Genomic DNA, 23,448 nt, shown 5'->3' with positions numbered 1-23,448 from the left:
ACGGCATCCGACCATTCGTCCGGGGCAGTCCGTGGTCGGTCGGGATCGGGAGCCTCCCAGGTCGGCCCTGCAGGGTGGTCGCATGCACAGGAGACGGCGGAACGGCGGATGGATGCTGACGGGAGCCGCGGTGGCCGCCGTGCTGGCGACGGCGCTGACGGGGTGCGCGCCGCAGCCGGGGCCCTCCGACTGGACCCTCGAACCGATCCCTTTCGGCGCCGAGCGCGCCGACATCGCCTATGGCATGTCCCATCTGACGCCCGACGGCGACGGCGGCTTCTGGGCCGTGTCCTCCGGGTCCTGGCTGCACGTCGACGCCGAGGAGGAGACGGTCGCGAGGTTCAACGCTCCGCTCGACTCTCCCCTGTCGCGGGTCACCGCGATGGCGACGCTCTCCCCGACCGAGCTCGTCGTGGTGCGCGACGAGGGCGCCCCCGTGCTCGCGGTTCTCGACACCTCGACCATGAGCATGCGCGATCTGCCCGGCGAGGCGCCGAGCGGATCCGGCGGGCCCACGGACTTCGGCGACTTCGAGTTCGGCGACGTCGCGGTCCAGTCCGGTGCGGCGATCGTCATCCGCTACCGGGTGGGCGACGACGGCGCACTCGGCTACGAGGTGCTGCGGGTCTCTCTCGACGACGGCGCACGGACCCTGCTGCATTCCGAGCCGCTGGACTGGAGCGATGCGCCCGGATCATCGCCCGACCTTCCCCCCGTCGACGTCGACGTCGACGCGACGGGCGCCGTCCACCTCGCCACCCGCACCGCCAGGGTCGTCCTCGAACCCGACGGCGCCGAGAGATCCCGGGCTGCGCAGAACGCGGAGCGCCCTCACGTCGCTGTCGCCGCCGACGGGACGGCCCTCTGGTGGGGCGGAGGCGCCCGCGACTCCGCCGAGCAGGGTGTGGTCGTCGGCGGCTCATCCGAGGCCCGCGCGAGCATCGAGGCGCGCTCGGGGTGCGCGGATGCACTGCTCCTGACCGACGCCGGCGGCGACGAGCATCCGCTGCCGTTCCTGTGCGGGGCGAACGCCGCCGCGCGGGTCGGTGATTCCTGGGTCGTCGCGATCGGGGGCGAAGGCGACGGGGTGCTGGTGCGTCTCGTTCCGCCATCCCGGTCGTGACAACCGACGCCGCCGAGGGTAAGCTCGACGGCGCACCGGGAAGAGCCCGGGAAGAACGAGCGAGAGGAGCCGAGAAGATGACGAACGTCTTTGTCGCGCCCCTCGCCGACATCCTTCCCTGAGGTCGCCGCCTGTGTGGCCTCCTGGCCACCACGGAGCAATCAAAAGTGACCGATCCCCTCGCGTCCTTCGACGCACTCGAACTCTCCCTCACCTTCGCCGACGTCGAACCCGGCGACGGGCAGCGCTGGACCACCTGGCCGACCACCATCCCCACGCAGCGCGGACCACTGCCGCGGCCCTCCTGGATCGTGACGGATGCCGGCGCGCTCGACACCGAGCTCGGCATCCTCAAGACCGGCAAGGAGGCCGACGTGTTCCTGCTGGAGCGCGCCGTGCCCGACGACCCCGATCAGCGCACGCTGCTCGCGGCGAAGCGGTACCGCGGCGAGGAGACCCGCAGCTTCCACCGCTCGGCGATGTACACGGAGGGTCGCGGCGTGCAGAACACGCGCGACGCCCGCGCGCTCGCCAAGAAGTCCTCCCACGGCCGTGGGGTCGCGGCATCCGCCTGGTCGATCGCCGAGTTCGACGCCCTGTGCCGGATGCACGAGCTCGGGGCGCCCGTGCCGTACCCGGTCCAGGTGAACGGCACCGAGATCCTGATGGAGTTCATCGGCGACGAGTCGGGCACGGCCGCGCCGCGGCTGGCGCAGGTGCGCTCCTCACGCGAGGAGCTCGCCGGCTTCTACACCCAGATCGTGGAGATCATGCGGGTGTTCGCCGCGGCGGGCTTCGCGCACGGCGACCTGTCGGCGTACAACCTCCTCGTGCACGAGGAGCGTGTGCGGGTGATCGATCTGCCGCAGATCGTCGACATCATCGCCAATCCGCAGGGCCTCGACCTGCTGCACCGCGACTGCGTCAACATCTGCGACTGGTTCGCCCGGCGCCGCGTGGACTGCGACGCCGAGGAACTCTTCGCCGAGCTGCTCGCGGCATCCTTCGTGTGAGGACACGGCCGGCGCCGCCCCGCGTCAGTCGCGCGCGAGCTGCGCCGCGATCAGCGTCACCAGCTCGTACAGGACGTGGCTCGCGGCGATGCCGGTCATCTGCGCGTGGTCGTAGGCGGGCGACACCTCGACCACATCCGCTCCCACGATGGTCGTCGCCGACAGGGCACGGAGGATGCGCAGCAGCTCGCGGCTCGTGAGACCGCCGGCCTCCGGAGTGCCGGTGCCGGGGGCGTGCGCGGGGTCGAGCACGTCGATGTCGATCGAGACGTAGAGCGGACGGTCGCCGATGCGCTGCAGGATGCGCTGGATGCCGGCCTCGACGCCGTGCTCCTCGATGTACTCGCTCGACACGATGGAGAAGCCGAGGCGCTCGTCGTCCTCGAGGTCCTGCTTGGAGTAGAGCGGACCGCGGGTGCCGACGTGGCAGCTCGCGGTGAGGTCGATCAGGCCCTCCTCGCTCGCGCGGCGGAAGGGCGTCCCGTGCGTGATCGGGGCGCCGAAGTAGGTGTCCCAGGTGTCGAGGTGGGCGTCGAAGTGCAGCACGGCGACGGGGCCGTGCTTCGCCGCGACGGCGCGCAGCAGCGGCAGGGCCACCGTGTGGTCGCCGCCGATCGTGACGATGCGCGAGACCTGCTCGCCGAGGGCCACCGCCGCGCTCTCCACCTCGTTCACGGCCGCGGTGATGTCGAACGGGTTCACCGGGATGTCTCCGGCATCCACCACCTGGGCGATCGCGAACGGCGACACGTCCTGCGCGGGGTTGTACGGCCGCAGCAGGCGGGACGACTCGCGCACGTGCGACGGCCCGAACCGGGTGCCTGGGCGGTAGCTCACCCCGGAGTCGAACGGGATGCCGACGACGGCGATGTCGGCGCGCGGCACGTCCTCGATGCGGGGAAGCCGCGCGAAGGTGGCGATCCCGGAGTACCGCGGGTTCTGGGAGGCGTCGATGGGTCCGACGTTCTCGGTCATGGTGGGTCCTGTCTGTCGGATGCTGTTCAGAGGGCGTTCTGCGGGATGTGCACGAGCTGCACGCCGCCGTCGGCGATGGCGTCGCGGATGCTCGCCGCGATGTCCTCCCGGCGCTCGACGCGGCGCCCGGTCGCGCCGAAAGCGGTCGCGAGGGCCGCCCAGTCGGGCTGCACGAGGTCGACGCCGATCGGGGTCATCCCTCGATCGACCTCGTTCTGACGGATCTCGGCGTAGCCGCCGTTGTCGACGCACACGACTGTGACGTCGAGACGCTGCTCGACCGCCGTCACGAGCTCGTTGACGCAGAACATGAGGGCTCCGTCGCCGATCACGGTGACGGCCGGGCGGGAGCCGTCGGCCACACGGGCGCCGATCGCGGCGGGCAGGCCGTAGCCGAGGGTCGCATAGGTGGGCGTGTAGAGCAGGGAGTGCGGATGCTGCGACCGCAGCACGCTCCCCAGCGCCATGTAGACGATCTGCGAGGAGTCGCCGGCGACGATCGCGTCGTCGGGCAGCGCCTCGGCGATGATCTCGGCGAGCGCGACGGTCTCGGGGGCCGTGTCGCGCATCTCCGTGTCGATCGCGGCGCGCTCGGCCGCGAGGTCGCGCGGAGGGCGGAGGCCTGCGGGCAGGTGCGCGAGCAGGGCGTCGACCACCGCCGCGGCGTCGCCAGCGATCCCGACCGTGGCCGCGAGGTTCTTGTCGAGCTGCGCGACGGAGATGTCGATGCGCACCACGATGCCCCGTGCCTCCAGCCGGGGAGCCCACAGCTCGGCCTCCCCCAGCTTCGAGCCGACGACGAGCAGCACGTCGGCGTCTTCGGCGACCGCACGGGCCGCGGAGAGACGCAGGTTCGATCCGAGGGACAGCGGATGCCGCTCGTCGACGACGCCCTTGCCGTTCAGGGTCGTCAGCACCGGGGCGCCGAGACGCTCGGCGAGCGCGGTGACGCCGGCCGCGGCATCCGTCGATCCGCCGCCGACGACGATGACCGGGGTCACCGCGCTCGCGAGCAGACGCGCCGCCTCGGCGACGCCGGCCGGGTCTCCCGAGTGAGGGGACGGCGCCGGCCTGGGGAGCCGGTGCGCCTCGGGGACGCCGGCCGGCGCCTCCAGCACGTCGAGGGGGATCTCGATGTGCACGGGGCGGGGACGCCCGGTGCGGAACAGCGCGAAGGCGTCGTGCACGGCATCCACCGCCTCCGCCGCCGTGGTGACGCGGCGCGACCACTCGGCGATCGCGCCGACCATCGCCGTCGCGTCCTTCGTCTCGTGCAGGGTGCCCACGTCGGCGAACTCGGAGCCGAGCGGCACACCCGGCGAGAGCACGAGCAGCGGACGCGACTCGCAGAAGGCCGTGCCGATCGCGCTCATGGCGTTCTGCAGTCCCGGCCCGGAGGTCGTGATGACCACCCCGGGGAGTCCGGTCTGCTGCGCCCACCCGTCGGCGCCGTAGCCGGAGCCCTGCTCGTGGCGGTTCGTCACCGCGCGGATGCCGAGGTCGGCGAGCGGGCGGTACAGCTCCAGGTTGTGGGTGCCGGGGATGCCGAACACCGCCGTCACCCCGTAGCCGCGGATGGTCTCCAGGACCGCCCGCCCCGCCGTGTCCGCGTACTGATCGGTCATGATGGCATCCTCCCTCACGCCGCCGAGTGGCGGCGCGTGCCGTCGACCCAGGTCTCGCGGACGACGATCGCGGAGATCGTCTCGGGGGCCACGGCGAGCGGATCGTCGGACAGCACGGCGAAGTCGGCGTACTTGCCGACCTCGAGCGAGCCGAGGTCGTCTTCGCGGCCGATCGAGATGGCGCCCTCGATGGTGTGGGCACGCAGCGCCGACAGCGCCGAGATGCGGAGGTCGTCGGGGCCGAGGGTGTGGCCGCGGCGCGTCACGCGGGTGACGGCGGTCTGGATCGCCTCGAGCGGGATGGGCTCGGCCACGGGAGCGTCAGAGGAGATGGTGAAGCCGACCCCCGCGCGCTCGAACTCGCCGAGCGGGTTGAACCGCTCGCCGGGGGTGCCGATCGCCTGCTCCACGCCCTCGCCCCAGTTGAAGTAGTGCTGCGTCTGGTTGACGGGGCGGATGCCAGAGGCGGCCATGCGCTCGATCTGCTCGGGGGTGGGCAGCCCGCAGTGCTCGATGCGGTGCCGGGCGTCGGCGTCGGGGCGCTCGGCGAGCGCGGCCTCGATCGCCGAGACGACCATCTCGATCGCCGTCGGGGACTGCGCGTGCGTCGCCGTCTGCAGGCCGGCGGCGTGCGCCTTGCGGATGAGCTCGGCGTACGCGGCGGGCTGGTGGTACAGCTGTCCGGTGCGGCACGGGTCTCCGACGTAGCCGTCGGGGAAGTACGCGGTCCAGCCGCCGAGCGTGCCGTCGGCGTAGAACTTGATGCCGGCGAAGCTGAGGTGGGCGTTGCCGAACTGGCCGACCAGCCCCATCTCCAGGGCCTCGTCGAGCAGGTGCGACAGCAGGTACATCGAGACGCGCAGCTCCAGGCGGCCCGCCTCGGCGAGACGCAGGTACATGTCGAACTCGCGGCGGGTGACCTGGCAGTCGCCGATCGAGGTGACGCCGCCGGCGAGGAACCGCTGGGTGGCGGCATCCAGCTGACGCAGGTGCTCCTCCGGCTCGTCGGCGAGGTGGAAGTTCGGTCCGTGGTGACCGATCTTCACGCCGTGCACGCCCGTGAGGATGTTGCACGCGGCATCCGAGAGCTCGCCCGTCAGCTCGCCGTCCGCATCGCGGAAGAACTCGCCACCCGCGGGGTTCGGGGTGTCGCGGTCGATGCCGCCGGCGGCGAGCGTGTACGAGTTCACGACGCCGCCGTGCCCCGACGCGTTCATGAGGTACACCTCGCGATCGGAGGCCACCTCGTCGAGCTCGAAGCGGGTCGGATGCCGCTGCTCGACGAGGTTGCGCTGCTCGTAGCCGTAGCCGCGCACCGGCCGCCCCTCGGGGGCGTCGGCCGCCGCCGCGCGCAGCAGCGCCACGATCTCGGGGATGCTGCCGGCCCTGTCGGGTCCGCAGTCCACCCAGGTCATCATCTGGCCGAACATGAGCGGGTGGGCGTGCGCGTCGACGAACCCGGGGACGATCACGGCATCGCCGAGGTCGATCCGCTCCGGGGCGAGGCCGGCGCGCTCGGCGGCGGCCTCGCACTCGGCCGCGGTGCCGATCGCGACGATCCGTCCACGGTCGGTCAGCATGGCGGACGCTGTGGTGGCGACGGCATCCGCCGTGTGGATCGCCCTGGCCGTGATCAGGAGGGGCTCGGTCTGGGCCGAGCGGTCGAAGGGGGAGAGCTTTCTCATGGGAGCGGGTTCGCAGTCGTGTCGGTGCGGGCGGTGAAGGATGCCGTGACGGGAGCCTCGTCGGAGTGCTGCGGCGCGAGTCTGGTGCAGACTCCGGCGATGACGGCCATGCCGATGAACATCGCGATGACCGACCAGATGCTGCCCGTCCAGGCGACGAGCTGGGTGGCGAACCAGGGAGAGAACCCGGCCCAGATCGCCGCGCCCACACCGTACGACAGCGCGATCGAGGTGTAGCGGGCCTGCGGACGGAACATCTGCGCGAGGATCGCGGCGATCGGGGCGTACGTCGCGCTCATCGCGATGCGCACCAGCGAGGCGAACAGGAAGATCAGCGGCTCGACCCTGCCCGGCATCACGAGCAGGAACGGGATGAACGTCAGCACCGAGGTCACGAGGCCGATGTACATGATGTTCTTGCGACCCCACTTGTCGCCGAGCCAGGCCACGGGGAGCGTGACGACGAACTCCACGAAGGAGGCGATGGTCATGGCGTCGAGGATGACCTGCTCGCTGATGGCGATGGGCTCGCCGGTCGCGTAGGCGGTCGCGAACGTTGTGGCGAGGTAGTAGCCGCCGGTGGAGATGGGCAGGATGCCGATGCCGAGGAGGATCGGCAGCCAGTTGGCGCGGAGCGCGAACCCGAGGGGCATGGACTGCTTGCGGCCCTCGACCTTCTGCTCGAACACCGGGGACTCCTCGACGCGGTAGCGCACCCAGAAGCCGACGCCCACGAGCACGATCGACAGCAGGAACGGGATGCGCCAGCCGCCGTTGAGGATGAAGTCGTCGCCGCCGCGGGACATGATCGCGAAGATGCCGGAGGCGAGCAGGGCGCCGGCCGGGTTGCCGAGCTGCGTGAAGCCGCCGTAGAAGGTCTTCTTGCCCGCGGGGGCGTGCTCGACGCTCATGAGCACCGCACCTCCCCACTCGCCGCCGACCGCGAGACCCTGCAGGGCGCGGAGGATGATGAGCAGGATGGGGGCGGCGATGCCGATGTCGGCGAAGGTCGGCAGGCAGCCGACGAGCACCGTGGCGACGCCCATCATGAGCAGGGTGATCACGAGGGAGACGCGGCGGCCGAACTTGTCGCCGATGTGGCCGAAGATGATGCCGCCGAGCGGACGCACGAGGAACGCGACGGCGAAGGTGGCGAAGGCCCGGGAGGTCTCGACGAGCGGATCGCCGCTCGGGAAGAACAGGGGGCCGAACACGAGAGCCGCGGCCGTCGCGTAGACGTAGAAGTCGTACCACTCGATGGTGGTGCCGACGAAGGCGGCGATGCCTGCGCGTCGCGCCCTGGTGGTGGTGGAGTTCATGGAGCCCGCTCCTTTGCGGAAGATGTCGGATAGCGAAGGATGCTACGGGCGTCTGAGCCCCTCGACAAGGTCAGAACTCCAGCGAGAAGACTCATTCACTGAAGTTCTGTCACCTATCACAGGCAAAAGTGTCTCTTGCGACACGCGTGGCCCATCCTGCACTGTATTCATGTACGCACTCGCGTGCGTTCGCCGGTAATCGAGCACTTTCGGGACGACCATGGATTTCGACGCCGATCTCATCCGCGCACTGCAGGAGGACGGACGCGCCAGCATCCGCTCCCTCGCCGACCGCCTCTCGCAGACGCGCGCCGCCGTGGCCGCGCGCCTGCGCGTGCTGCTCGACGACCGCACCGTGCGCGTCGTCGCCGCCGTCGACCCGGTGTTCCTCGGACAGCACGTGCTCGCGCACGTGTCGATCCGCACCGAGGGCGCGGCGGGCGTCGTCGCCGCGCCGCTGCGCGACATGACGGAGACCGTGTTCGTCTCCTCGGTCGGCGGGGCGCACGACCTCGTCACCGAGGTGCGCCTCGGCTCGATGGCGGAGCTGCACGACCTCCTCGCGCGCATCAGGGCCCTCGACGGGGTGCTCGACATCAACACGATCATCTACTCGACCGTCGTCAAGGGCTTCTTCGTCTCGGAGTACCACGGCGACATCACCCTCGACGCGATCGACGAGGCCCTCATCGAGCAGCTCCAGATCGACGGACGCAAGAGCTTCCGCGCCCTCGGCCAGGCCGTGCGGCTCTCCCCGTCGGCGGTCGCCACCCGCGTGCAGCGCCTGATCGACGGCGGCGTCATCAAGATCAGCGCCGTGGAGGCGAGAGGCCTCGCGCACCGGCAGCTGTCGATGGGCGTCGGCGTGAACCTCGACGACGACACCGCCATCGTGCAGGAGCTGCGCACCGGACGCGGCGTCGACTTCGCCGCGCGCACCCTCGGCCGCTTCGACATCGTCGCGACGCTGGTCGAGCCGTCGGCCGGAGCCCTCTACGCGAGCCTCGAACGGCTGCGCGCCCTGCCCGGCGTCACCCGCATCGAGGCGTGGCTGCACCTCGCCGTGCTCAAGGAGGACTACGCCCGCACGCTGCGCGACCCCCGCATCAGCGTCGAGGGCCGCTAGACCGCAGGAGATGGCCGCTGTGATCCGGCGAGCGCGGCATCGAGCAGCGCGACGAGGGGGCGCGGCATCCGATCCAGGGGGATGGCGTCGATCACGTCGGCCGCGAACCGCGCCTTGCGTCCGGCCGCCGTTCCCGCGAACCGGTGGAGCTGATCCTCGACGGCGCGCTCGCGCTGCGCTGGCTGCCCCTGGAACACCCGGAAGCGGGCGAGCTCTCCCCGGGCGTCCAGCGTCTCGACGACGAGTTCGGGGCCGGCGGCGGCGATCGCCTCGTCTTCCAGATCGCGCTCGCAGCCGAAGAATCCGACGCGCTCGGGGTCTGCGGTGGAGTCGAGCACCCCGAGGTCCGACAGCACCCGTCGCACGTAGGCGCCCTCCGCGGCGTCGTAGAGGCCGAGGACCCGCACGTCGTCCGTCTGCGCGAGAAGGTCGCGGAGCACGGCGCGCAGATTGGTGATCCCGTCGAGGTCGACGAGGTCGAGCGCGTCGACTCCGACGTCGAGTCGTCGCGAGGCGGCCTCGAAGGCGAGCCTGTCGCTGGCCCCTTCGAACAGCACGACCGTTCGCGTCATCGCATCCGCCTCGACATGCGTCGACCCTACCCCGCTGGTCGAGTGCGCCCTGCCGCACGGCGCGCCGTCACCGCCCGTTCACCGGCCGCCGCCAGACTTCCCTCATGAGCGAACCCGAAGAGCGCGCCGAACCCCTGGCGACCGCGAGGAGCGGCGCCGTCGGCGTGATCGGCCTCGACCTGCGCGGCGACACCCCTGCTCCGAAGAAGCAGGTCTACTCGTGGGCGCTGTGGGACTGGGCGACGCAGCCGTTCAACTCGGTGATCCTCACGTTCATCTTCACGGCGCTGTATCTGGTGGGCCCCGACTTCCTGCCCTCCGACATCGCCGCCCTCGGCGAGAAGGACCCGGTGCGCGTGGCTGCCGAGGCCGACCTCGCCTCGGGTCTCGGACTCGGCAGCACCATCGCGGCGCTCGCGATCCTGCTGCTCGCCCCCGTGCTCGGCCAGCGGGCGGATGCCGCGGGCAAGCAGAAGCTATGGCTCGGCATCGGCACCGGCGCGCTCATCGTCAGCATGTTCGGGCTCTGGTTCGTGACCCCGCAGGTGAGCATGTTCTGGGTGGGGGTGGCGCTGATCTCGGCGGGCACCGTGTTCCAGGAGATCGCGGCGGTGAACTCCAACGCGATGCTGATCGGCATCGCCAACCAGAAGACGATCGGCCGCATCTCCGGGCTCGGCTGGGGCTTCGGCTACATCGGCGGCATCATCGCCCTCGTGATCGTGGTCGTGCTCGACGCGTTCGACTGGTTCGGGATGTCGACCGACAACGGCCTGCCGTTCCGGCTGATCGCCGTCGGCTGCGCGGTGTGGGCGATCGTGTTCAGCATCCCGATCTTCCTCAACGTGCCGGAGCCGTCGCTGGGGCGCCCGGAGCGCAAGGTGGGCTTCTTCGCCTCGTACGGCCTCCTCGTGAAGGACGTGACCGGCCTCTACCGCTCCCCCGAGACCCGCAACACCTTCTGGTTCCTGCTCGCGAGCGCGGTGTTCCGCGACGGACTCAGCGGCGTGTTCACGTTCGGCGCCGTGATCGCCTCAAGGGTCTTCGGCTTCGAGTTCCAGCAGCTCGTGATCTTCGGCATCGCGGCGAACCTCATCGCGGGCGTCTCCACGATCATCGCCGGCGTCTTCGACGACCGGTTCGGCCCCAAGCGCATCATCCTGCTCTCGCTGGGGTCCATGACGATCGCCGGCCTCGTGGTGTTCTTCCTGCGCGACGGCGGCACGATGGTGTTCTGGATCGGCGGGCTCGTCCTGTGCGCGTTCGTCGGACCGGCGCAGGCCGCAGCGCGCTCCTTCCTCGCCAGGGTCACCCCCGCGGGGCGCGAGGGTGAGATCTTCGGCCTCTACGCCACGACCGGCAGGGCGGCGAGCTGGATGGCGTCCGGCGCGTGGACGCTGCTGATCGTCCTCACCTCGCAGACCGCGTTCGGCATCCTCGGCATCGTCGTCGTGCTGATCGCCGGGTTCCTGCTCCTGCTGCCGGTCAAGTCCGGCCGCTCGTAGGATCGGCGCATGCCCGTGCCGGACGGCCCCTCGCGGGACGTCGTCGTCGTCCCCGAATGGTTCGGCGGCGGGATGATGCTGAGCTGGCTGCCGCTGTCGATCGGCGTCCGGCGCCGCCTCAAGGCCTGGAACCAGATCTGGGAGGAGGTCTTGGATCCCGTCACCGAGATCCGATGGCCTGATCCAGACGTGGGCCGACAGTGGATCGCCGAAGGTGAAGCGCTGGTCCATGACATCCAGGACGAGCTGGGCCCGCCCTATCGGGTGCGCGGCGAATTCGCCGCCTATGACCCGGACGCCCGGCCTCCCAGCGCCTGATCCCGTCGAGGCGACCTCCGGCCGGTGACCGGAGCCCCGACCTGGCGGGCCTGACTCACTGCCCCCAGTTGTCGGCGAGTTTGTTCAGCAGACGCGCGAGCTCTGCGCGCTCATCGTCGGTGAAGGCGGCGAGCGCCTTGCCGAGGACCTCGCGACGCTCTCCCCTCATGCCCCGTGCGAGGCGACGGCCCTCATCGGTCAGGGCGATGCGCGTGCGCCGGGCGTCGTCGGGGTCGGCCTCGCGGCGCACGAGGTCGTGCGCGACGCCCTGCTGCACGAGGCGGGAGGCACGCGGCTGATCGACGCCGATCGCCGCGCCGAGGTCGCTCACGCTGAGCGGAGCGGATGCCGCGGCCAGCGCTTCCAGCATCCGCATCCGGGCGGGACCGCCGAAGCGCCCGCTGGGGTCGGTCATCCACGGGGGGCCGGGGAAGCCGCCGCGGCCGGGGTGTCCGCCGCGACCGCCTCTGCCCTCGTGGTCGTCGTGGCCGAAGTGCTCAGGGTGGGGTCCGCCGTGCCAGCCGCCGGGGCCTCGCCCGCCGGGTCGCCGGCCGCGCAGCCGCGACAGTGCCTGGGCGATGGTCTCTGCCGGATCGTTCTCTGCTGCGCTCACGATTCGATTTTACATGCGATTTGACATGCATTAGAACTCATGTCACCATACATATACATGCACTGTGACAAGCACATGCACACTGACATCTAAGGACTTCACCATGAACACCTCTGACAACACACAGAACCCACGCCCCTTCGGCTACTGGATCACCGCGACCGATCGCCTGATGGCGGCCGAGTTCGCCACCGCCTTCGAGCGCGAAGGAGCGAGCCGCCGCGACTGGCGCCTGCTCAACGTGATCGACGGCACGGTCCCCACGCCGCGCCCGCTGCACCCCGGCAAGGTCCGTGCACTGGTCGAGCGCGGCTGGGTCGAGCAGACCGCCGACGGCTGGACGCTCACCGACGACGGCCGCGCTGCCAAGGAGCGCCTCGCAGCGCTGGTCGACAACATCCGCGCCACGGTGACGGATGCCGTCAGCCCCGACGACCTCGCGACCACCCTCGCGACTCTCGAGCAGATCGCCCGCGCCTTCGGCTGGGACGAGAACACCCCCCTTCCCCGTCGCCGCGGAGGCCGCGGCTTCGGCCGTCGCCACGGGCATCCGTTCGGACGCGGTCGCGGATTCGGCCCGTTCCGCGGAGGATTCGGTCCCGGTTTCGGCCCCGGCTTCCGCGCAGGGTTCGGCCCCGGCTTCGGCCCCGGCGACGAGCACGGCGACGACTGCGGCCACGCGCACGCGCACCGCCACGGCGCCGACGCCGAGCACGGCCACGACTCCCCCGCGGAGCACCGCCGCGGCTTCGACGGAGGGCGCGGACACCGCTTCGCCCCCGAGTTCGGCCACGGCCGCCCTCACCACGGGCACGGCGACCACCGTGCGGCCCGCGCCGCGCAGCACGCGTACGAGCGCGGCTTCGACGCCGGCTACTCCCGCGGTCGCGACGCCTGACCCCGCCTAGCAACGCCCCTCGCTCACGCACCGCGACCCGCGGTCGTCGAACGGGGGGCGTCGCCATGCCCACGCGGAGCCTCGCCCCGTGTCGACGCGCTCCGCTCGTTCGACGACCAGGGCATCCCGGTCGTTGAGCGCGACGCGCAGCGGCCGAGACGAAACTCCCCTCCGACGGGACGGCGGCGGTTCCGCGCGCGGCTCAGAGGTCGAGCAGCCCCACGACCGCGGCATCCGCACCGGCATCCGTCAGCCGTCCGCGCATCGCCGCGGCGGCGACCGAGTACGGACGCTCGTCGCGCATCATGAGCGAACGGGAGTTCGCCTCCTCGTTGAGCGCGATCAGCTCGAACGCGAGCACCTCGGGATCGTCGACGACGAGCTCGCCCGCCGCGACCGCGTGCCGCACCTGCGCCTCGACATAGCCGTACCAGTCGACGAGCGCCGCGCGTACGGCGTCGCTCACCGGCCCCGGCTTCGAATCGACGTCGGCCGCGGTGGCCGCGAAGAAGCACCCGCCCGTGAACACGCGGTCGCGCGAGTAGCTCAGCGCGTTGCGCAGGAGGAGGGCGAGGCGGCGTGCACCCCGGGGCTCCGTGCGCGCAGCATCCACGATCCGCGTCGTGAAGATCTCCCTGGCGGCGGCGATCGTCGCGAGCTGCAGCCCTTCCTTGCTCTGGAACAGGGTCGCGATGCTGCTCTTGCTCGACCCCGACGCCTCGGCGAGACGGCCGATCGTCAGCCCGTCGAGACCGTCGACCGAGGCGAGGTCGGTCGCACTCGCGAGCACCACGCGCCGCGAGGCATCGCCGCGGGCCCTGCGCCCGTCAAGGATCTCCGACATGCTCCTAGTATACGAACGATCGTTCGCGTACTATACGTATGATCGTTCGTATTCTTCGTCGGAAGGATCCCCATGCCCTCCCTGTCCGAGCTCATCGCCGGCGGCATCCGCCTCGCATCCACGGTCTCCCCGTCACTGGGCGGCGATCTGGCCTACCGCGCGTTCTTCAGCACGGCGCCGCAGATGCCCGTGCACCCCCGCGACGCGGCGACCCACGCCGATGCGCAGACCACGACCCTGCGCGTGAACGACGCCGACATCACGGCCTACGAGTGGGGCTCGGGCGCGCGCGCCGTCCTGCTGCTGCACGGCTGGAGGGGCCGCGCCTCGCAGTTCGCGCCGCTCGTGCGCGAGCTTGTGGCCGAAGGGTTCCGCGTGGTCTCCTTCGACGCTCCGGCGCACGGCTCGTCGGCCGGACGCCGCACCGACATGCGCGATTGGATCGAGGCCGCCGAACAGCTGCAGACCGTGTACGGACGCTTCGACGCGATCATCGGCCACTCCTTCGGCGCCCTGGCCGCACTGACCGCTGCGCGCACGAGCGTGCCGACCGACACGGTCGTCGCCGTCTCCGGCGCCGCGAGCCCCGCGGCGTTCGTCGAGGAGTTCGCGCGCGAGTTCCGGCTTCCGGCCGCGGCGGTGACGCGGATGGAGCGGCGTTTCCGCGACCGCCTCGGCGTCGACGAACGGCAGCTCGAGGAGACATACGACGCCGTGCGGCATCCGCTCCCGGACTCCGTCGACCTGCTCGTCGTGCATGATCGCGCCGACGGCCGGATGCCGGATGCCGATTCGCTTCGTCTGCACGCCGCACACCGGGGGCATTCGCGGCTGCTGCGCACCGAGGGATTCGGGCACACGCGGATCCTTCGGGCGGATGCCGTGCTCGACGCGGTCATCGAGCAGCTTCAGGGAGCGGGTCGCGCGGCGGCGGAGACTCAGAGCGGCAGCGCGAGGTAGAGCTGGTACGCGGCCTGCTCGGAGAAGTCGGCGGCGTCGTTGGCCGGAGCCTCGATCAGGTACAGCCGACCGACCTCGTGCGGAGTGGACTGCGCATCGAGGTGCCACAGCACCCGGCTGGTCAGGGCGCCGTCGTAGTCGTAGCGGGTGCCGGATCCGTCGTCGAACACCGTGGTCTGGAACACCGGCTCGCCGATGCGCGCCCCGAGGTCCTTCACGGCCTGCGCCGCCTGCTCGTCGGTGTCGAACTGCAGCACCGTGAGCGTTCCGGTGCCGAGGTCCGACGTGAAGACCGCGGTCGCCGCGGCCGTCGCCCCGACCTCGGGCTCGGCATCCGACCATCCGGCCTCGGCGGTCCATGTGCCTGCATCGACGCCGATCTCGGACTCCAGCGCACCGCACAGCTCGCCGCATGCTCCGGCGCGCACGGGCTGCGGCTCGTCGGGCTCCTGCTCGACCACGGCCGGCTTCTCCGTGTCGGCATCCCCTCCGCGATCACCGATCGCGCTGAGCAGGCCGGTGGTCAGCATCACGATCGCCACCGTCAGGCCGAGCAGCAGCGTCGCGCTCGCGGCGATCACCGTGATCACCACCACACGGCTGCGCCGCCGGACGCGGGCGACCTCCTGCGATTCCTCGGCCTCATCGCCGTCGGACTCCACCGGCGGCGTCGGCGCTGCGGGCGGCCGGTAGACGTCCTCCGGCCGCTCGAGCCCCGTCATCCCCCGAGCGCCCCGACGTCGGTGGTCCCGACGTTCGTGCGGTGGAAGTTCTGGAACGAGCGGGATGCCGTCGGCCCGCGCTGCCCCTGGTAGCGGTTGCCGTAGGGGCCGGAGCCGTAGGGGTTCTCGGCGGGAGAGGTCAGACGGAAGAAGCAGAGCTGGCCGATCTTCATGCCCGGCCACAGCTTGATCGGAAGGGTCGCGACGTTCGCGAGCTCCAGGGTCACGTGGCCGGTGAAGCCCGGGTCGATGAATCCCGCCGTCGAGTGGGTGATGAGGCCCAGCCGACCGAGGGACGACTTTCCTTCGAGGCGTGCGGCGATGTCGTCGGGGAGCGTGACCTGCTCGAACGTCGCCCCGAGGGCGAACTCCCCCGGGTGCAGGATGAACGGCTCGTCAGGGGCGACCTCGATCAGACGCGTCAGCTCCGGCTGATCGACGGACGGGTCGATGAAGGGGTACTTGTGGTTGTCGAAGAGGCGGAAGTAGCGGTCGAGCCGCACGTCGATGCTCGACGGCTGGATCATCTCCGGCGCGTGCGGTTCGAGGCCGATCCGGCCGGATGCGAGTTCTGCCCTGATGTCGCGATCGCTGAGAAGCACGCGACCAGCCTACTCGGCGGGACCAGGACGTCCTCGACCGATGACGCCGTCCTCTCGGCCCCGCCTCCGTCGCCAGAACTCCGGAGTCTCGGCCTCCTCCGCCCTCTCCAGCCTCCAAAGCCCGCCGTCGGTCGCGAATCTCCGGAGTTCTGGCGCCTCCGTCGACATGACGCACCCCGTCGACGTGACGCCCCCTCGGCTCACAGCCCCACCACGCCACGCGGCTCCACGGCTCGCAGTTGGCGACGGCATCCGCGCCGTTTTGCCAATCACGGGGCGCCGGGTAGTCTGGCCGTACCCCGTTCCCGCGACTTCGCGGCGAGCGATCCGGGGCTGTAGTTCAATGGCAGAACTTCTGCTTCCCAAGCAGACAGCGCGGGTTCGATTCCCGTCAGCCCCTCCACCTCAGTGCTCACGTGAGATTCGGCGATGATGCGGTTTCTCCGTCGTCTCGTTCCCTGTGCACCCGGCCCGCGGCGTCGCACCGAAAAGAATTCCCTCCCCGCATGCGCGAGCGGAGACACGACTCTCGGTTGCGCATCCTCGCCCTCCCGGCTCCACACTCGCGGTCACGAGTTTCGCGACTTCTGTCGCCCTCCGCCTGAACCGCCTACCATTCGGCACAAAACGCCCAAACGGGAGTCGCTGAATGCTGTAGTACCAATATTCATTGCGGATTTGTCCCCCAAATGGGGGACAAATCCGCTCACTGCTGTCTGTTACGTTGCATAAACGAAAATTCGTAAGGAGGTGTGACATGGCAAAGCAGGAAAATGCGCAGGATCTCGCAACGTTCGAATCTGACTTCACGTGGGAGGACACTCGAGTCGTCGACGACACGGAGTCGACGTTCTTCGGTGGAATCTCCTTCGCGAAGCTGTGATCGAAGCACAACCGCGGGGATGAACGGCCACCGGCCGTTCATCCCCGCTCGAAGAAAGGCGTTGACTCATGCTCGTTCTCGGCGTGAACGGCTACTTCGGCGCTGACCACGACGCCGGAAGTGCTCTCCTCCGAGACGGAGAGCTCATCGCAGCGGTCGAAGAGGAACGACTGACCAGGTCGAAACGTGCGATCCACGCCAAGCCTGAACTCTCCGTGAAAGAAGTACTCGACATCGGCGGCCATGCCGCCGATGACATCGACGTGATCGCGTACCCATGGCGCCCCTCCCCCTTCCGACTCGACCCCGCCGAGCAGAAGCGCCGGATAATTGCGCATCTGAGGTCATGTGGTCTGAAAGTCCGGAACAATGTCCATGTCGAATTCATTGCACATCATGAGGCGCATGCGTGGTCAGGTATCGTCTTCACTCCCGAGGAGCGTCGAGTACAGTGCGATGTCGTGGTCGTCGACGGCTCAGGGGAAAGCACGTCAGGCGGACGATTCATATTCAAGCACGACACTCTTGAATATAAGACTTCTTTCACATTCGAGTCATCCATCGGTTTCTTCTACGAAGCGGCCACGACCCTCGCGGGATTCAGCTGGGGCGAAGAGGGAAAGCTCATGGGACTCGCCTCTTATGCCGACCCGGAAGCCGTACCCGTCGAGACCGCCGCGCGTCTGGCGTCCCTTCTCGCCGCAGAGGATGCTGCAGACGAACTACCCGAGCTCACACGCGACTTCATGGAAGTGATCCGAGGCTGGCACTCCCACCTCCTGGACGGGCGCGACCACCCTCGAACTTTCATCGAGCGGGCTCGACTCGCTGCCCTGGCGCAGCGCGCCCTTGAGATGAGAATCCATGACCTCGTTCGCGACTGCGACGCACCAACCGTGGTCCTTGCCGGGGGGACAGCCTTGAACTGCACCAACAACGGTCGGCTGGCGACGTCGCTCGCCGAACGAGGTCAGCTCCTCATCGTGCCCCCCTGCGCCAGCGATACGGGAATCGCCATCGGCGCCGCAGCCTCTGCCGCGTCCAGACACGGAGCGATTCGATCGACGACTTCCGCTCTGCAGGGACGAGCATTCTCCGCCGGCGACTTCGCGCGCACGGCCGGGACAGAGCTGTCCCTCAAGGACGCTGACGCAGACGACCTCGCGCTCCGTCTCGCGGAAGGACAGATCATCGGATGGGTAAACGGTCGGGCCGAGATCGGCCCCCGTGCCCTCGGGGCGAGAGCGATCCTCGCACGCCCCTCATCGACGCGTACGAGAGACAGGGTGAATCTGCTGAAAGGCAGAGAGACGTGGCGCCCTCTCGCTCCTTCCGTGACCGACGTCGAGCATACGCGCTCGTTCGTTGGTGTACCCAATGCGTACATGCTCATGGCGGCCACTGTTTCCCCCGAAGCCACGGGGCTCGCCGGGGTCACTCACGTGGACGGGACCGCCCGTCCCCACGTCGCCCGTCCCGACCAGCACGCCTATGGAGACGTGATCCGCCGGCTTGCGAAGGCCACGAGCGGACCGGAAGCCGTGACATGCACCTCGTTCAACGCAGCAGGAGAACCCATGGTCTATTCGCCGGCGGACGCGATCCGCAGCGCCCGCATGATGGGCCTGGACGCGATCGCCGGAGAGGGCTGGGTCGCAGAACTGCGGTCGGGTTCCGGATCGGACCGATCGTGAGCGTTGGGAAGATGATCGCAGCCAAGACGGTCCACTCAGTCTTTGAGAGGTGTGATCCTCACGCGCTCTCATCGCGCAGCGGCGCAAGGTCGATCATCGGCAGCGCCTGCGAGGCACTGGGAGCGCCCGCACGCCTCATGACCGAGTATGACTTCGGTCGTCACGGCCGCTCACTCGTCGCAATCCTCGACGATTCCCACTGCTCACTCCACATCTGGCCTGACGAGAGCCGAGCCGTCTTCGAGATCTTCACATCTGGGGGAGCCGACGTGACAGGCATCCTCTCCTCCGCCGCATCGTCGTTGGGGGCCGTCAGAACCGAAGTCCGCAGCAACGCACGCGAGTTCACGCCCGAGGCGGTGTCGCCGTACCCGCACTTCCCCGAGTACGTGCTTGCAAGGACGCCGCTCGGGACATTCGCTCCTGCCGAGTACCGCCGCGGGGTGGGCAGGGCCTACATCCTCGAGCCGGAAGCGATCAGTTGGCAGAGCTTTTTCGCATCCGATTCCTACGCGCCCCCACCCGGGAAAGACATACTCCTACTCCACCCCTGCTCCTGGGCGAAACCCTACGACTTCTCGCACTTCATCTCTCAGCTGCGAGGCATCACCGACCAGTTCCCGCGTATCCATCGCGCAATCATCTCCAACGTCGGAGTCGTTCCTTTCGAATATCAACTGAACGAGTTCTTCTGCAGCTACGACTACGTCGACCTGGCCCAGGATCAGTCTGACGAACAGCGTCGGGCGATGACCGAGGAGTTCCGCACCGTGACTGGTGAGCGCATCGAGGCGTACCTCCGCGCGCACTCCGACGACTACTCGGCAGTAGTGTTGCTCGGGCACCCGGTCGGCGGCGGATACTGGGAGACGGTGAGCCGCGTGGCCCGGGAGCTCAAGAAGCCAGGATTCCAGGCACCCTCGGCCGCTACATACCGCGAGGCGACCCTAGCGGCCGCTCACGATAGAGACATCGACGCTCCGCTGTTCGCGCCTGATTCCCTGGGCGAGCTGGAGAGACGCGTGAAGTCCCTGCTGAAGGCCGTCGACGCGGCGGCGGGCGGCGCAGATGGCTGACATCACTGTCGTGGTGCCGGTGCGCGACGACCTCCGTATCACGCGATGCCTCCGCTCGTTCGACTGCGACGGCGCGCGGCCGCTTGTCGTTCTCAACGACGCCACGGAGCCGGTGAGACGTGCCGTGGCACAAGCGGGCGTAGACACGCTCGATCTTCCCGATGCTGGCGGGCCTGCAGCATGCGAACGCGGAATCGAAGCCGCCGGCACCCATCACGTCTTGATGATGGACAGCGACTGCGTCTTTCTCCCCGGAACATTGGCTGCGTTCAAGGGAGCGGCTGGATCCGCTGACCTCGTGCGCGGGGTCACTCTCTTCCGCCACCACACCTCGTCTGAGCGGTTGGTGTCGAAGGTGCGCGCGCGCCACACCAACTCGCCGCACATGGTGTTCAAGGTTCCTCTGCTCATCGACCGCAGAATCCGCGACCGGATCGGCGGCTACGTCTTCGACGACCGCCTCGCTTGGACGGAAGACTTCGACCTCACGGTGCGGGCCAAGAAGGCAGGGCTCGGCGTGAGGCGTCTGCGCGACGCCGTCGTGCTCCACGATGCGCTGAGCATCAGGCGCGACCTCGTGTCGTCATTCCGCTACGGACAGGGTCACCGCCAAGGCGTGTCGCTCCACCTCGAGGGATACCGTCCCGTGTCTCGGTTAGGCGCGCTGCGCGGATTGATGCCGACCGCGAAGCGATACGGATTCAGAGACGCCCTGTACGGACTCGTCTCCAACATCTCGTTCGCCGCCGGTTACGCCCGCGCGACCGCGGGTGTGGAAGAGCATCACCCTCAGTCGCAGAAGGAGGCACGCGAGTGAAGTCCCGCCTGGTGATCGCTGCGCACGCCGACGACGAGACCATCGGATGCGGCGGGATGATCGCGAAGTATGCGCGCCAGGGCGCTGATGTCTTCGTCGGCGTGCTCACGCGGGACCCAGATGACGAGGCGCATCAACTGCGGCGCGAGGAAGCCCGCGGAGCGTGGGGGCTTCTGGGCGCACGTGAGGCAGGTTGGGCCTCTCTACGAGCTCATCCACTCATCCGCGATGCGGCAGTCGTCGACATCGTGGGAGAGTGGCTCACCACGATGCGTCCCGAGATCGTCTTCATCCCGCACCCAGAGGAACAGGATCCCGACCACGCCACGGTCGCGCAGATCGTGGGCAGCGCAAAGCTCTCCACAGGGTCGACCTGCACCGTTCTCGGCTACGAGGTGTGGACGCCGATGCAACGACCGCTGTTGTTCGAAGACATCTCGACGGAGATCGAGACCAAGCGCGCAGCGATCGAGTACTTCGCGTCGCAGACGGCGAGACGCGACTATGCAGATGGGGCAACTGGGCTGAACAGATACCGGGGCTCGACCTCGGGCCGAGGAACATACGTCGAGGCGTTCTGCGCGGTGCCCCTATGACGAGCGCAACGTTTCCCGCAGGCACTGTGATGGTGGACCCTCTTCCGCACCTGGAGTCCGTCACGGTATCGCTCTGGGTGGCATCGGGTAGCAGGAATGAAGCGCCACAGGCGAGAGGAAGCGCACATCTCGTCGAGCATCTCGTATCCAGTACCCGGACCCGCGAAGGCTCCAGCCTGCTCATGGAGGCGGATACGCAGGGTGGTCGCGCCGAGGCCGTGACCACCCCGGAGTACACGCTGTACGCGGCCACCGTTCCTGCCAGGCGCTGGAAGCACGTGCTCGGTCTCCTCCAGCAGGGGTTCGCCGTTCCTGACTTCACATCCGAAGCCGTCGAGCTCCAGAAGACGAGGATCGTAGACGAGATCGAACAGGCTCACGGCGACCCGGCCACCCACATCCACGATCTGGCGCTGTCCAGCCTCCTCGGTGATCACCCGTTGGCTTATCCTGCCCGGGGAAGAACGCAGGATATCCGAGACCTTTCTGTCGAAGACGCCGCACGTGAACACCGGCGCCAGTCACGCAGCAAGAGCTTTTTCGTCGTATCCGGCGGTGTCGATCCCGCTGAGGCGCGTGATGCGCTCGGCAGTCTGGACATGCCGGAACAGGTGCCGGATCATCCCGCCATCGGTCTCATCCCTCCCCGCGCTCAAGCCACCTCAGCGCACCACCGCTCCAGATCGCCCCGAAGCCACGTGCTCGTGACGTGGTTGCTTCCCGATAGGACACCCGCGGACGATCTGCCGCTCGCGGTGATGAATCGCCTCGTCGGTGGGAGCGTCAATGGAGTGCTTCAGCGAGCATTCGAAGGTTCCGAGGGAGCCTATTCATGCCACACCTACCGTTCCGTCTTCTCGGATTGTGCCGTCTGGTCCGCCTACGCATCGTGCGCACCGGCGTCGGTGGAGAACACGATACGGAGGATCGAGTCGTCACTGGAGAAGGCCTGGGATGAGGACCTAAACGATTCGACCGCGGTGGAGAAGGCCACGCTCTCACTCGAAGGCTCGCTCGCGATCGGCTTCGAGTCGACACGGATGCGTGCGAACTGGCTCGGCCGCCGCCTGCTCGACGGCGCTTCGACGTCTCTGACCCCCCGAGTCGAACGCCGACGCATCGATCCGGCCGACCTCGGTCTGCTGCGCTCGCGATTCGCTGACCGCCACGTCACCGTCCTGGATGCGAGTTGAACCATGATGACAACGCCGAGTACCCCGCCCGCTGCGCTCGTGTGGAGAAACCGTGCGCTTGCGCCGATCGCGCTCGCCACTATGATCGCGGGTCTGGGCTTCTACGTCCCAGTGAGCGCCCTCTTCCTTCAGGGGCGAGGTCTGTCGCTCGGGGACATCTTTCTTCTTGAGAGCATCCTCGTCGCCAGCATCCTCGTCGCAGAGGTGCCTGCGGGGTTGATCTCCGACCGCATCGATCGCCGCTGGGTCATCATGAGCGGCTTCGTCCTGCACGCGATCGCGGAGATCCTCTTCGCCGGGGGGACGACGTTCTTCATGTTCGCGATGTCCTTCATGGTCAGCGGCTTCGGTATCGCAATGCTCACCGGCGCGCAGGACGCGTACATCTACGATTCGATGGGCGAGGACGCGGACTCTCAGTCAGTGGGAGTGTGGGGCCATCTCAGTGCGCTTCAACTGATCTCCGGAGTCATCGGCGCGATCATCGGAGGCTACCTCGCGTCGATCGATATCTCCTGGCCAGCGCTCGCCGCCGCCATCACCGCCGCCGCCGCGGCTGTTGTCGCATTCTTCATCCCTTCGCAGAGGCCAGTGCAGGACGCGGATGCCGATGCCGAGACCGCGTTCGCCGCCCTCGGCATCGGCATCCGTCTGCTGTTCACCTCCCCGATTCTGCTCTACGTCGCGGTAGCGTCCAGTGCCTCGTTCGTGCTGTTCAACTCTGCCTTCACCCTCAACCAGCCGCTCTTCGAGGGAACTCAGATACCCGTCGCACTCTGGGGAGTGATCGGCGCCCTCGCCCAGCTGTGCGCGGCCGGCTACAACCACTTCGCCGGCTCGATCGAGAAGCGGATCGGCCGCAAGTATGCGCTGCTCTTCGCAATGGGCTACGGGGCAGGAGGTTTCTTTCTGATGGCCACACCGCACCCGGTGGCCGTCGTCTTCGGATTCGTGCTCGTGGTCCTGGGTATGAATGCTCGGGGTCCCATCACGATGGCGGTTGCCAACCGCGTGATCCCTCGCGCGCGGCGAGCCACCGTTCTCAACGTCGCGAGTTCGGTCGGGAGCATTGTCGGAATCGTCGTCAACCCGCTGATCGGCTGGGGAGCAGACGCGAGCCCCGCCCTGACAGTCATCGCTATCGGCGCGGTGTTGCTGGTCATGATGCTCACCTGGATCCCCGTCGCGAACCGCTTCCTGCCGGGCCCCGGCGAAGAAGATCACGAAGAGGACCGACCGGTGCCGGAGGATGCCGGCGAGGCGCCCTGAGCCGCCACCTGAACCTGTTG

At 68.8% G+C, this 23,448-nt stretch carries 23 protein-coding genes and 1 tRNA gene; 15 read left to right on the top strand and 9 right to left on the bottom strand.

Going from position 1 to position 23,448, the window contains the following annotated elements; all coding sequences use genetic code 11:
* Positions 1-82: 82 nt before the first annotated feature.
* Entirely contained in the window at positions 83-1,123 is a 1,041-nt protein-coding gene (locus MRBLWH10_RS18005) for a hypothetical protein (protein ID WP_341940982.1), read from the top strand.
* A gap of 167 nt (positions 1,124-1,290) precedes the next feature.
* The gene (locus MRBLWH10_RS18000) at positions 1,291-2,136 is read left to right on the top strand and encodes an RIO1 family regulatory kinase/ATPase (protein WP_341940981.1); all 846 of its coding nucleotides are present in this window, start codon (positions 1,291-1,293) and stop codon (positions 2,134-2,136) included.
* A gap of 24 nt (positions 2,137-2,160) precedes the next feature.
* Here the strand turns inward: MRBLWH10_RS18000 and speB are convergent, their stop codons facing one another.
* The 4 genes from speB to MRBLWH10_RS17980 are packed head-to-tail and all read right to left on the bottom strand — an operon-like array spanning position 2,161 to position 7,740.
* Positions 2,161-3,111, bottom strand: coding sequence for an agmatinase (gene speB / locus MRBLWH10_RS17995; RefSeq protein ID WP_341940980.1), 951 nt, complete (start codon positions 3,109-3,111; stop codon positions 2,161-2,163).
* Between the two features lie 26 nt (positions 3,112-3,137).
* Complete coding sequence (locus MRBLWH10_RS17990) at positions 3,138-4,736, bottom strand: thiamine pyrophosphate-dependent enzyme (protein WP_341940979.1); 1,599 nt, start codon at positions 4,734-4,736, stop codon at positions 3,138-3,140.
* 14 nt (positions 4,737-4,750) lie between these two features.
* Positions 4,751-6,421: an amidohydrolase gene (locus MRBLWH10_RS17985; protein WP_341940978.1), complete on the bottom strand. Its 1,671-nt coding sequence runs from the start codon at positions 6,419-6,421 to the stop codon at positions 4,751-4,753.
* On the bottom strand, positions 6,418-7,740 hold the full coding sequence (locus tag MRBLWH10_RS17980; protein ID WP_105677056.1) for an MFS transporter: 1,323 nt from the start codon (positions 7,738-7,740) through the stop codon (positions 6,418-6,420). Before MRBLWH10_RS17980 ends, MRBLWH10_RS17985 begins: the two co-directional genes overlap by 4 nt.
* A 220-nt stretch (positions 7,741-7,960) precedes the next feature.
* Here MRBLWH10_RS17980 and MRBLWH10_RS17975 point away from each other — a divergent pair, with 220 nt between their 5' ends.
* A complete protein-coding gene (locus tag MRBLWH10_RS17975) occupies positions 7,961-8,866 on the top strand; it encodes an Lrp/AsnC family transcriptional regulator (protein ID WP_105677054.1) in 906 nt (301 codons plus the stop codon).
* Here the strand turns inward: MRBLWH10_RS17975 and MRBLWH10_RS17970 are convergent.
* Complete coding sequence (locus MRBLWH10_RS17970; RefSeq protein ID WP_341940977.1) at positions 8,863-9,438, bottom strand: ATP-dependent endonuclease; 576 nt, start codon at positions 9,436-9,438, stop codon at positions 8,863-8,865. The genes MRBLWH10_RS17975 and MRBLWH10_RS17970 overlap by 4 nt on opposite strands.
* A 104-nt stretch (positions 9,439-9,542) precedes the next feature.
* On the opposite strand from MRBLWH10_RS17970, the gene MRBLWH10_RS17965 reads away from it, so the two are divergent.
* Both MRBLWH10_RS17965 and MRBLWH10_RS17960 read left to right on the top strand, forming a co-directional pair.
* The gene (locus MRBLWH10_RS17965; RefSeq protein WP_341940976.1) at positions 9,543-10,943 is read left to right on the top strand and encodes an MFS transporter; all 1,401 of its coding nucleotides are present in this window, start codon (positions 9,543-9,545) and stop codon (positions 10,941-10,943) included.
* Between the two features lie 9 nt (positions 10,944-10,952).
* Positions 10,953-11,261 carry a hypothetical protein gene (locus MRBLWH10_RS17960; protein WP_341940975.1) on the top strand — a complete coding sequence of 103 codons (309 nt, stop codon included), beginning with the start codon at positions 10,953-10,955 and terminating at the stop codon, positions 11,259-11,261.
* Positions 11,262-11,316: 55 nt separating this feature from the next.
* Here MRBLWH10_RS17960 and MRBLWH10_RS17955 read toward each other — a convergent pair whose 3' ends face one another.
* Positions 11,317-11,874 (bottom strand): MarR family winged helix-turn-helix transcriptional regulator, encoded by a 558-nt coding sequence (locus tag MRBLWH10_RS17955; RefSeq protein WP_341940974.1) that lies wholly within the window; start codon positions 11,872-11,874, stop codon positions 11,317-11,319.
* A 103-nt stretch (positions 11,875-11,977) separates the two neighbouring features.
* Between MRBLWH10_RS17955 and MRBLWH10_RS17950 the strand changes: the two genes are divergently transcribed.
* A complete protein-coding gene (locus MRBLWH10_RS17950) occupies positions 11,978-12,772 on the top strand; it encodes a hypothetical protein (protein WP_341940973.1) in 795 nt (264 codons plus the stop codon).
* Positions 12,773-12,974: 202 nt separating this feature from the next.
* On the opposite strand, the gene MRBLWH10_RS17945 is transcribed toward MRBLWH10_RS17950, so the two are convergent.
* Positions 12,975-13,616 carry a TetR/AcrR family transcriptional regulator gene (locus MRBLWH10_RS17945; protein WP_341940972.1) on the bottom strand — a complete coding sequence of 214 codons (642 nt, stop codon included), beginning with the start codon at positions 13,614-13,616 and terminating at the stop codon, positions 12,975-12,977.
* A 72-nt stretch (positions 13,617-13,688) separates the two neighbouring features.
* Here MRBLWH10_RS17945 and MRBLWH10_RS17940 point away from each other — a divergent pair, with 72 nt between their 5' ends.
* Positions 13,689-14,576, top strand: coding sequence for an alpha/beta hydrolase (locus tag MRBLWH10_RS17940; RefSeq protein WP_341940971.1), 888 nt, complete (start codon positions 13,689-13,691; stop codon positions 14,574-14,576).
* On the opposite strand, the gene MRBLWH10_RS17935 is transcribed toward MRBLWH10_RS17940, so the two are convergent.
* Positions 14,555-15,298, bottom strand: a complete 744-nt coding sequence (locus tag MRBLWH10_RS17935) for a hypothetical protein (RefSeq protein WP_341940970.1) — start codon at positions 15,296-15,298, stop codon at positions 14,555-14,557. The genes MRBLWH10_RS17940 and MRBLWH10_RS17935 overlap by 22 nt on opposite strands.
* A complete protein-coding gene (gene dcd / locus MRBLWH10_RS17930) occupies positions 15,295-15,900 on the bottom strand; it encodes a dCTP deaminase (RefSeq protein WP_341940969.1) in 606 nt (201 codons plus the stop codon). The genes MRBLWH10_RS17935 and dcd overlap by 4 nt, the downstream gene beginning before the upstream one ends.
* 329 nt (positions 15,901-16,229) lie before the next feature.
* Between dcd and MRBLWH10_RS17925 the strand changes: the two genes are divergently transcribed.
* The 8 genes from MRBLWH10_RS17925 to MRBLWH10_RS17890 all read left to right on the top strand — a co-directional run bounded on the left by MRBLWH10_RS17925 (position 16,230) and on the right by MRBLWH10_RS17890 (position 23,428).
* A tRNA-Gly gene (locus tag MRBLWH10_RS17925) sits at positions 16,230-16,303 on the top strand.
* 354 nt (positions 16,304-16,657) lie between these two features.
* Entirely contained in the window at positions 16,658-16,783 is a 126-nt protein-coding gene (locus tag MRBLWH10_RS17920; RefSeq protein ID WP_341940968.1) for a hypothetical protein, read from the top strand.
* A 68-nt stretch (positions 16,784-16,851) separates the two neighbouring features.
* Positions 16,852-18,477, top strand: a complete 1,626-nt coding sequence (locus MRBLWH10_RS17915) for a carbamoyltransferase C-terminal domain-containing protein (RefSeq protein WP_341940967.1) — start codon at positions 16,852-16,854, stop codon at positions 18,475-18,477.
* Between the two features lie 11 nt (positions 18,478-18,488).
* The gene (locus MRBLWH10_RS17910; protein ID WP_341940966.1) at positions 18,489-19,553 is read left to right on the top strand and encodes an S-adenosylmethionine decarboxylase; all 1,065 of its coding nucleotides are present in this window, start codon (positions 18,489-18,491) and stop codon (positions 19,551-19,553) included.
* Positions 19,546-20,370 (top strand): glycosyltransferase, encoded by an 825-nt coding sequence (locus MRBLWH10_RS17905; RefSeq protein WP_341940965.1) that lies wholly within the window; start codon positions 19,546-19,548, stop codon positions 20,368-20,370. Before MRBLWH10_RS17910 ends, MRBLWH10_RS17905 begins: the two co-directional genes overlap by 8 nt.
* Complete coding sequence (locus MRBLWH10_RS17900) at positions 20,367-20,966, top strand: PIG-L deacetylase family protein (RefSeq protein WP_341940964.1); 600 nt, start codon at positions 20,367-20,369, stop codon at positions 20,964-20,966. Before MRBLWH10_RS17905 ends, MRBLWH10_RS17900 begins: the two co-directional genes overlap by 4 nt.
* A 29-nt stretch (positions 20,967-20,995) precedes the next feature.
* Positions 20,996-22,159, top strand: a complete 1,164-nt coding sequence (locus MRBLWH10_RS17895; protein ID WP_341940963.1) for a pitrilysin family protein — start codon at positions 20,996-20,998, stop codon at positions 22,157-22,159.
* Positions 22,160-22,162: 3 nt separating this feature from the next.
* Complete coding sequence (locus MRBLWH10_RS17890) at positions 22,163-23,428, top strand: MFS transporter (protein ID WP_341940962.1); 1,266 nt, start codon at positions 22,163-22,165, stop codon at positions 23,426-23,428.
* Positions 23,429-23,448: the final 20 nt, after the last annotated feature.

The organism is Microbacterium sp. LWH10-1.2 (assembly GCF_038397765.1).
GTDB lineage: Bacteria > Actinomycetota > Actinomycetes > Actinomycetales > Microbacteriaceae > Microbacterium > Microbacterium natoriense.
The sequence above is the reverse complement of the archived record's forward strand: the minus strand, read 5'-3'. Positions and strand labels throughout refer to the sequence as shown.

What these genes read in the sequence shown, in the direction of transcription:
- MRBLWH10_RS17965 (WP_341940976.1), top strand. Translation starts at nt 9,543, where the DNA reads ATGAGCGAACCCGAAGAGCGCGCCGAACCCCTGGCGACCGCGAGGAGC.
- MRBLWH10_RS17960 (WP_341940975.1), top strand. Translation starts at nt 10,953, where the DNA reads ATGCCCGTGCCGGACGGCCCCTCGCGGGACGTCGTCGTCGTCCCCGAA.
- MRBLWH10_RS17945 (WP_341940972.1), bottom strand. Translation starts at nt 13,616, where the DNA reads ATGTCGGAGATCCTTGACGGGCGCAGGGCCCGCGGCGATGCCTCGCGG.
- MRBLWH10_RS17910 (WP_341940966.1), top strand. Translation starts at nt 18,489, where the DNA reads ATGATCGCAGCCAAGACGGTCCACTCAGTCTTTGAGAGGTGTGATCCT.
- MRBLWH10_RS17920 (WP_341940968.1), top strand. Translation starts at nt 16,658, where the DNA reads ATGGCAAAGCAGGAAAATGCGCAGGATCTCGCAACGTTCGAATCTGAC.
- MRBLWH10_RS17975 (WP_105677054.1), top strand. Translation starts at nt 7,961, where the DNA reads ATGGATTTCGACGCCGATCTCATCCGCGCACTGCAGGAGGACGGACGC.
- MRBLWH10_RS17940 (WP_341940971.1), top strand. Translation starts at nt 13,689, where the DNA reads ATGCCCTCCCTGTCCGAGCTCATCGCCGGCGGCATCCGCCTCGCATCC.
- MRBLWH10_RS17890 (WP_341940962.1), top strand. Translation starts at nt 22,163, where the DNA reads ATGATGACAACGCCGAGTACCCCGCCCGCTGCGCTCGTGTGGAGAAAC.
- MRBLWH10_RS17895 (WP_341940963.1), top strand. Translation starts at nt 20,996, where the DNA reads ATGGTGGACCCTCTTCCGCACCTGGAGTCCGTCACGGTATCGCTCTGG.
- MRBLWH10_RS17905 (WP_341940965.1), top strand. Translation starts at nt 19,546, where the DNA reads ATGGCTGACATCACTGTCGTGGTGCCGGTGCGCGACGACCTCCGTATC.
- MRBLWH10_RS17970 (WP_341940977.1), bottom strand. Translation starts at nt 9,438, where the DNA reads ATGACGCGAACGGTCGTGCTGTTCGAAGGGGCCAGCGACAGGCTCGCC.
- MRBLWH10_RS17915 (WP_341940967.1), top strand. Translation starts at nt 16,852, where the DNA reads ATGCTCGTTCTCGGCGTGAACGGCTACTTCGGCGCTGACCACGACGCC.
- MRBLWH10_RS17985 (WP_341940978.1), bottom strand. Translation starts at nt 6,421, where the DNA reads ATGAGAAAGCTCTCCCCCTTCGACCGCTCGGCCCAGACCGAGCCCCTC.
- speB (WP_341940980.1), bottom strand. Translation starts at nt 3,111, where the DNA reads ATGACCGAGAACGTCGGACCCATCGACGCCTCCCAGAACCCGCGGTAC.
- MRBLWH10_RS17980 (WP_105677056.1), bottom strand. Translation starts at nt 7,740, where the DNA reads ATGAACTCCACCACCACCAGGGCGCGACGCGCAGGCATCGCCGCCTTC.
- MRBLWH10_RS17950 (WP_341940973.1), top strand. Translation starts at nt 11,978, where the DNA reads ATGAACACCTCTGACAACACACAGAACCCACGCCCCTTCGGCTACTGG.
- MRBLWH10_RS17990 (WP_341940979.1), bottom strand. Translation starts at nt 4,736, where the DNA reads ATGACCGATCAGTACGCGGACACGGCGGGGCGGGCGGTCCTGGAGACC.
- MRBLWH10_RS18005 (WP_341940982.1), top strand. Translation starts at nt 83, where the DNA reads ATGCACAGGAGACGGCGGAACGGCGGATGGATGCTGACGGGAGCCGCG.
- MRBLWH10_RS17935 (WP_341940970.1), bottom strand. Translation starts at nt 15,298, where the DNA reads ATGACGGGGCTCGAGCGGCCGGAGGACGTCTACCGGCCGCCCGCAGCG.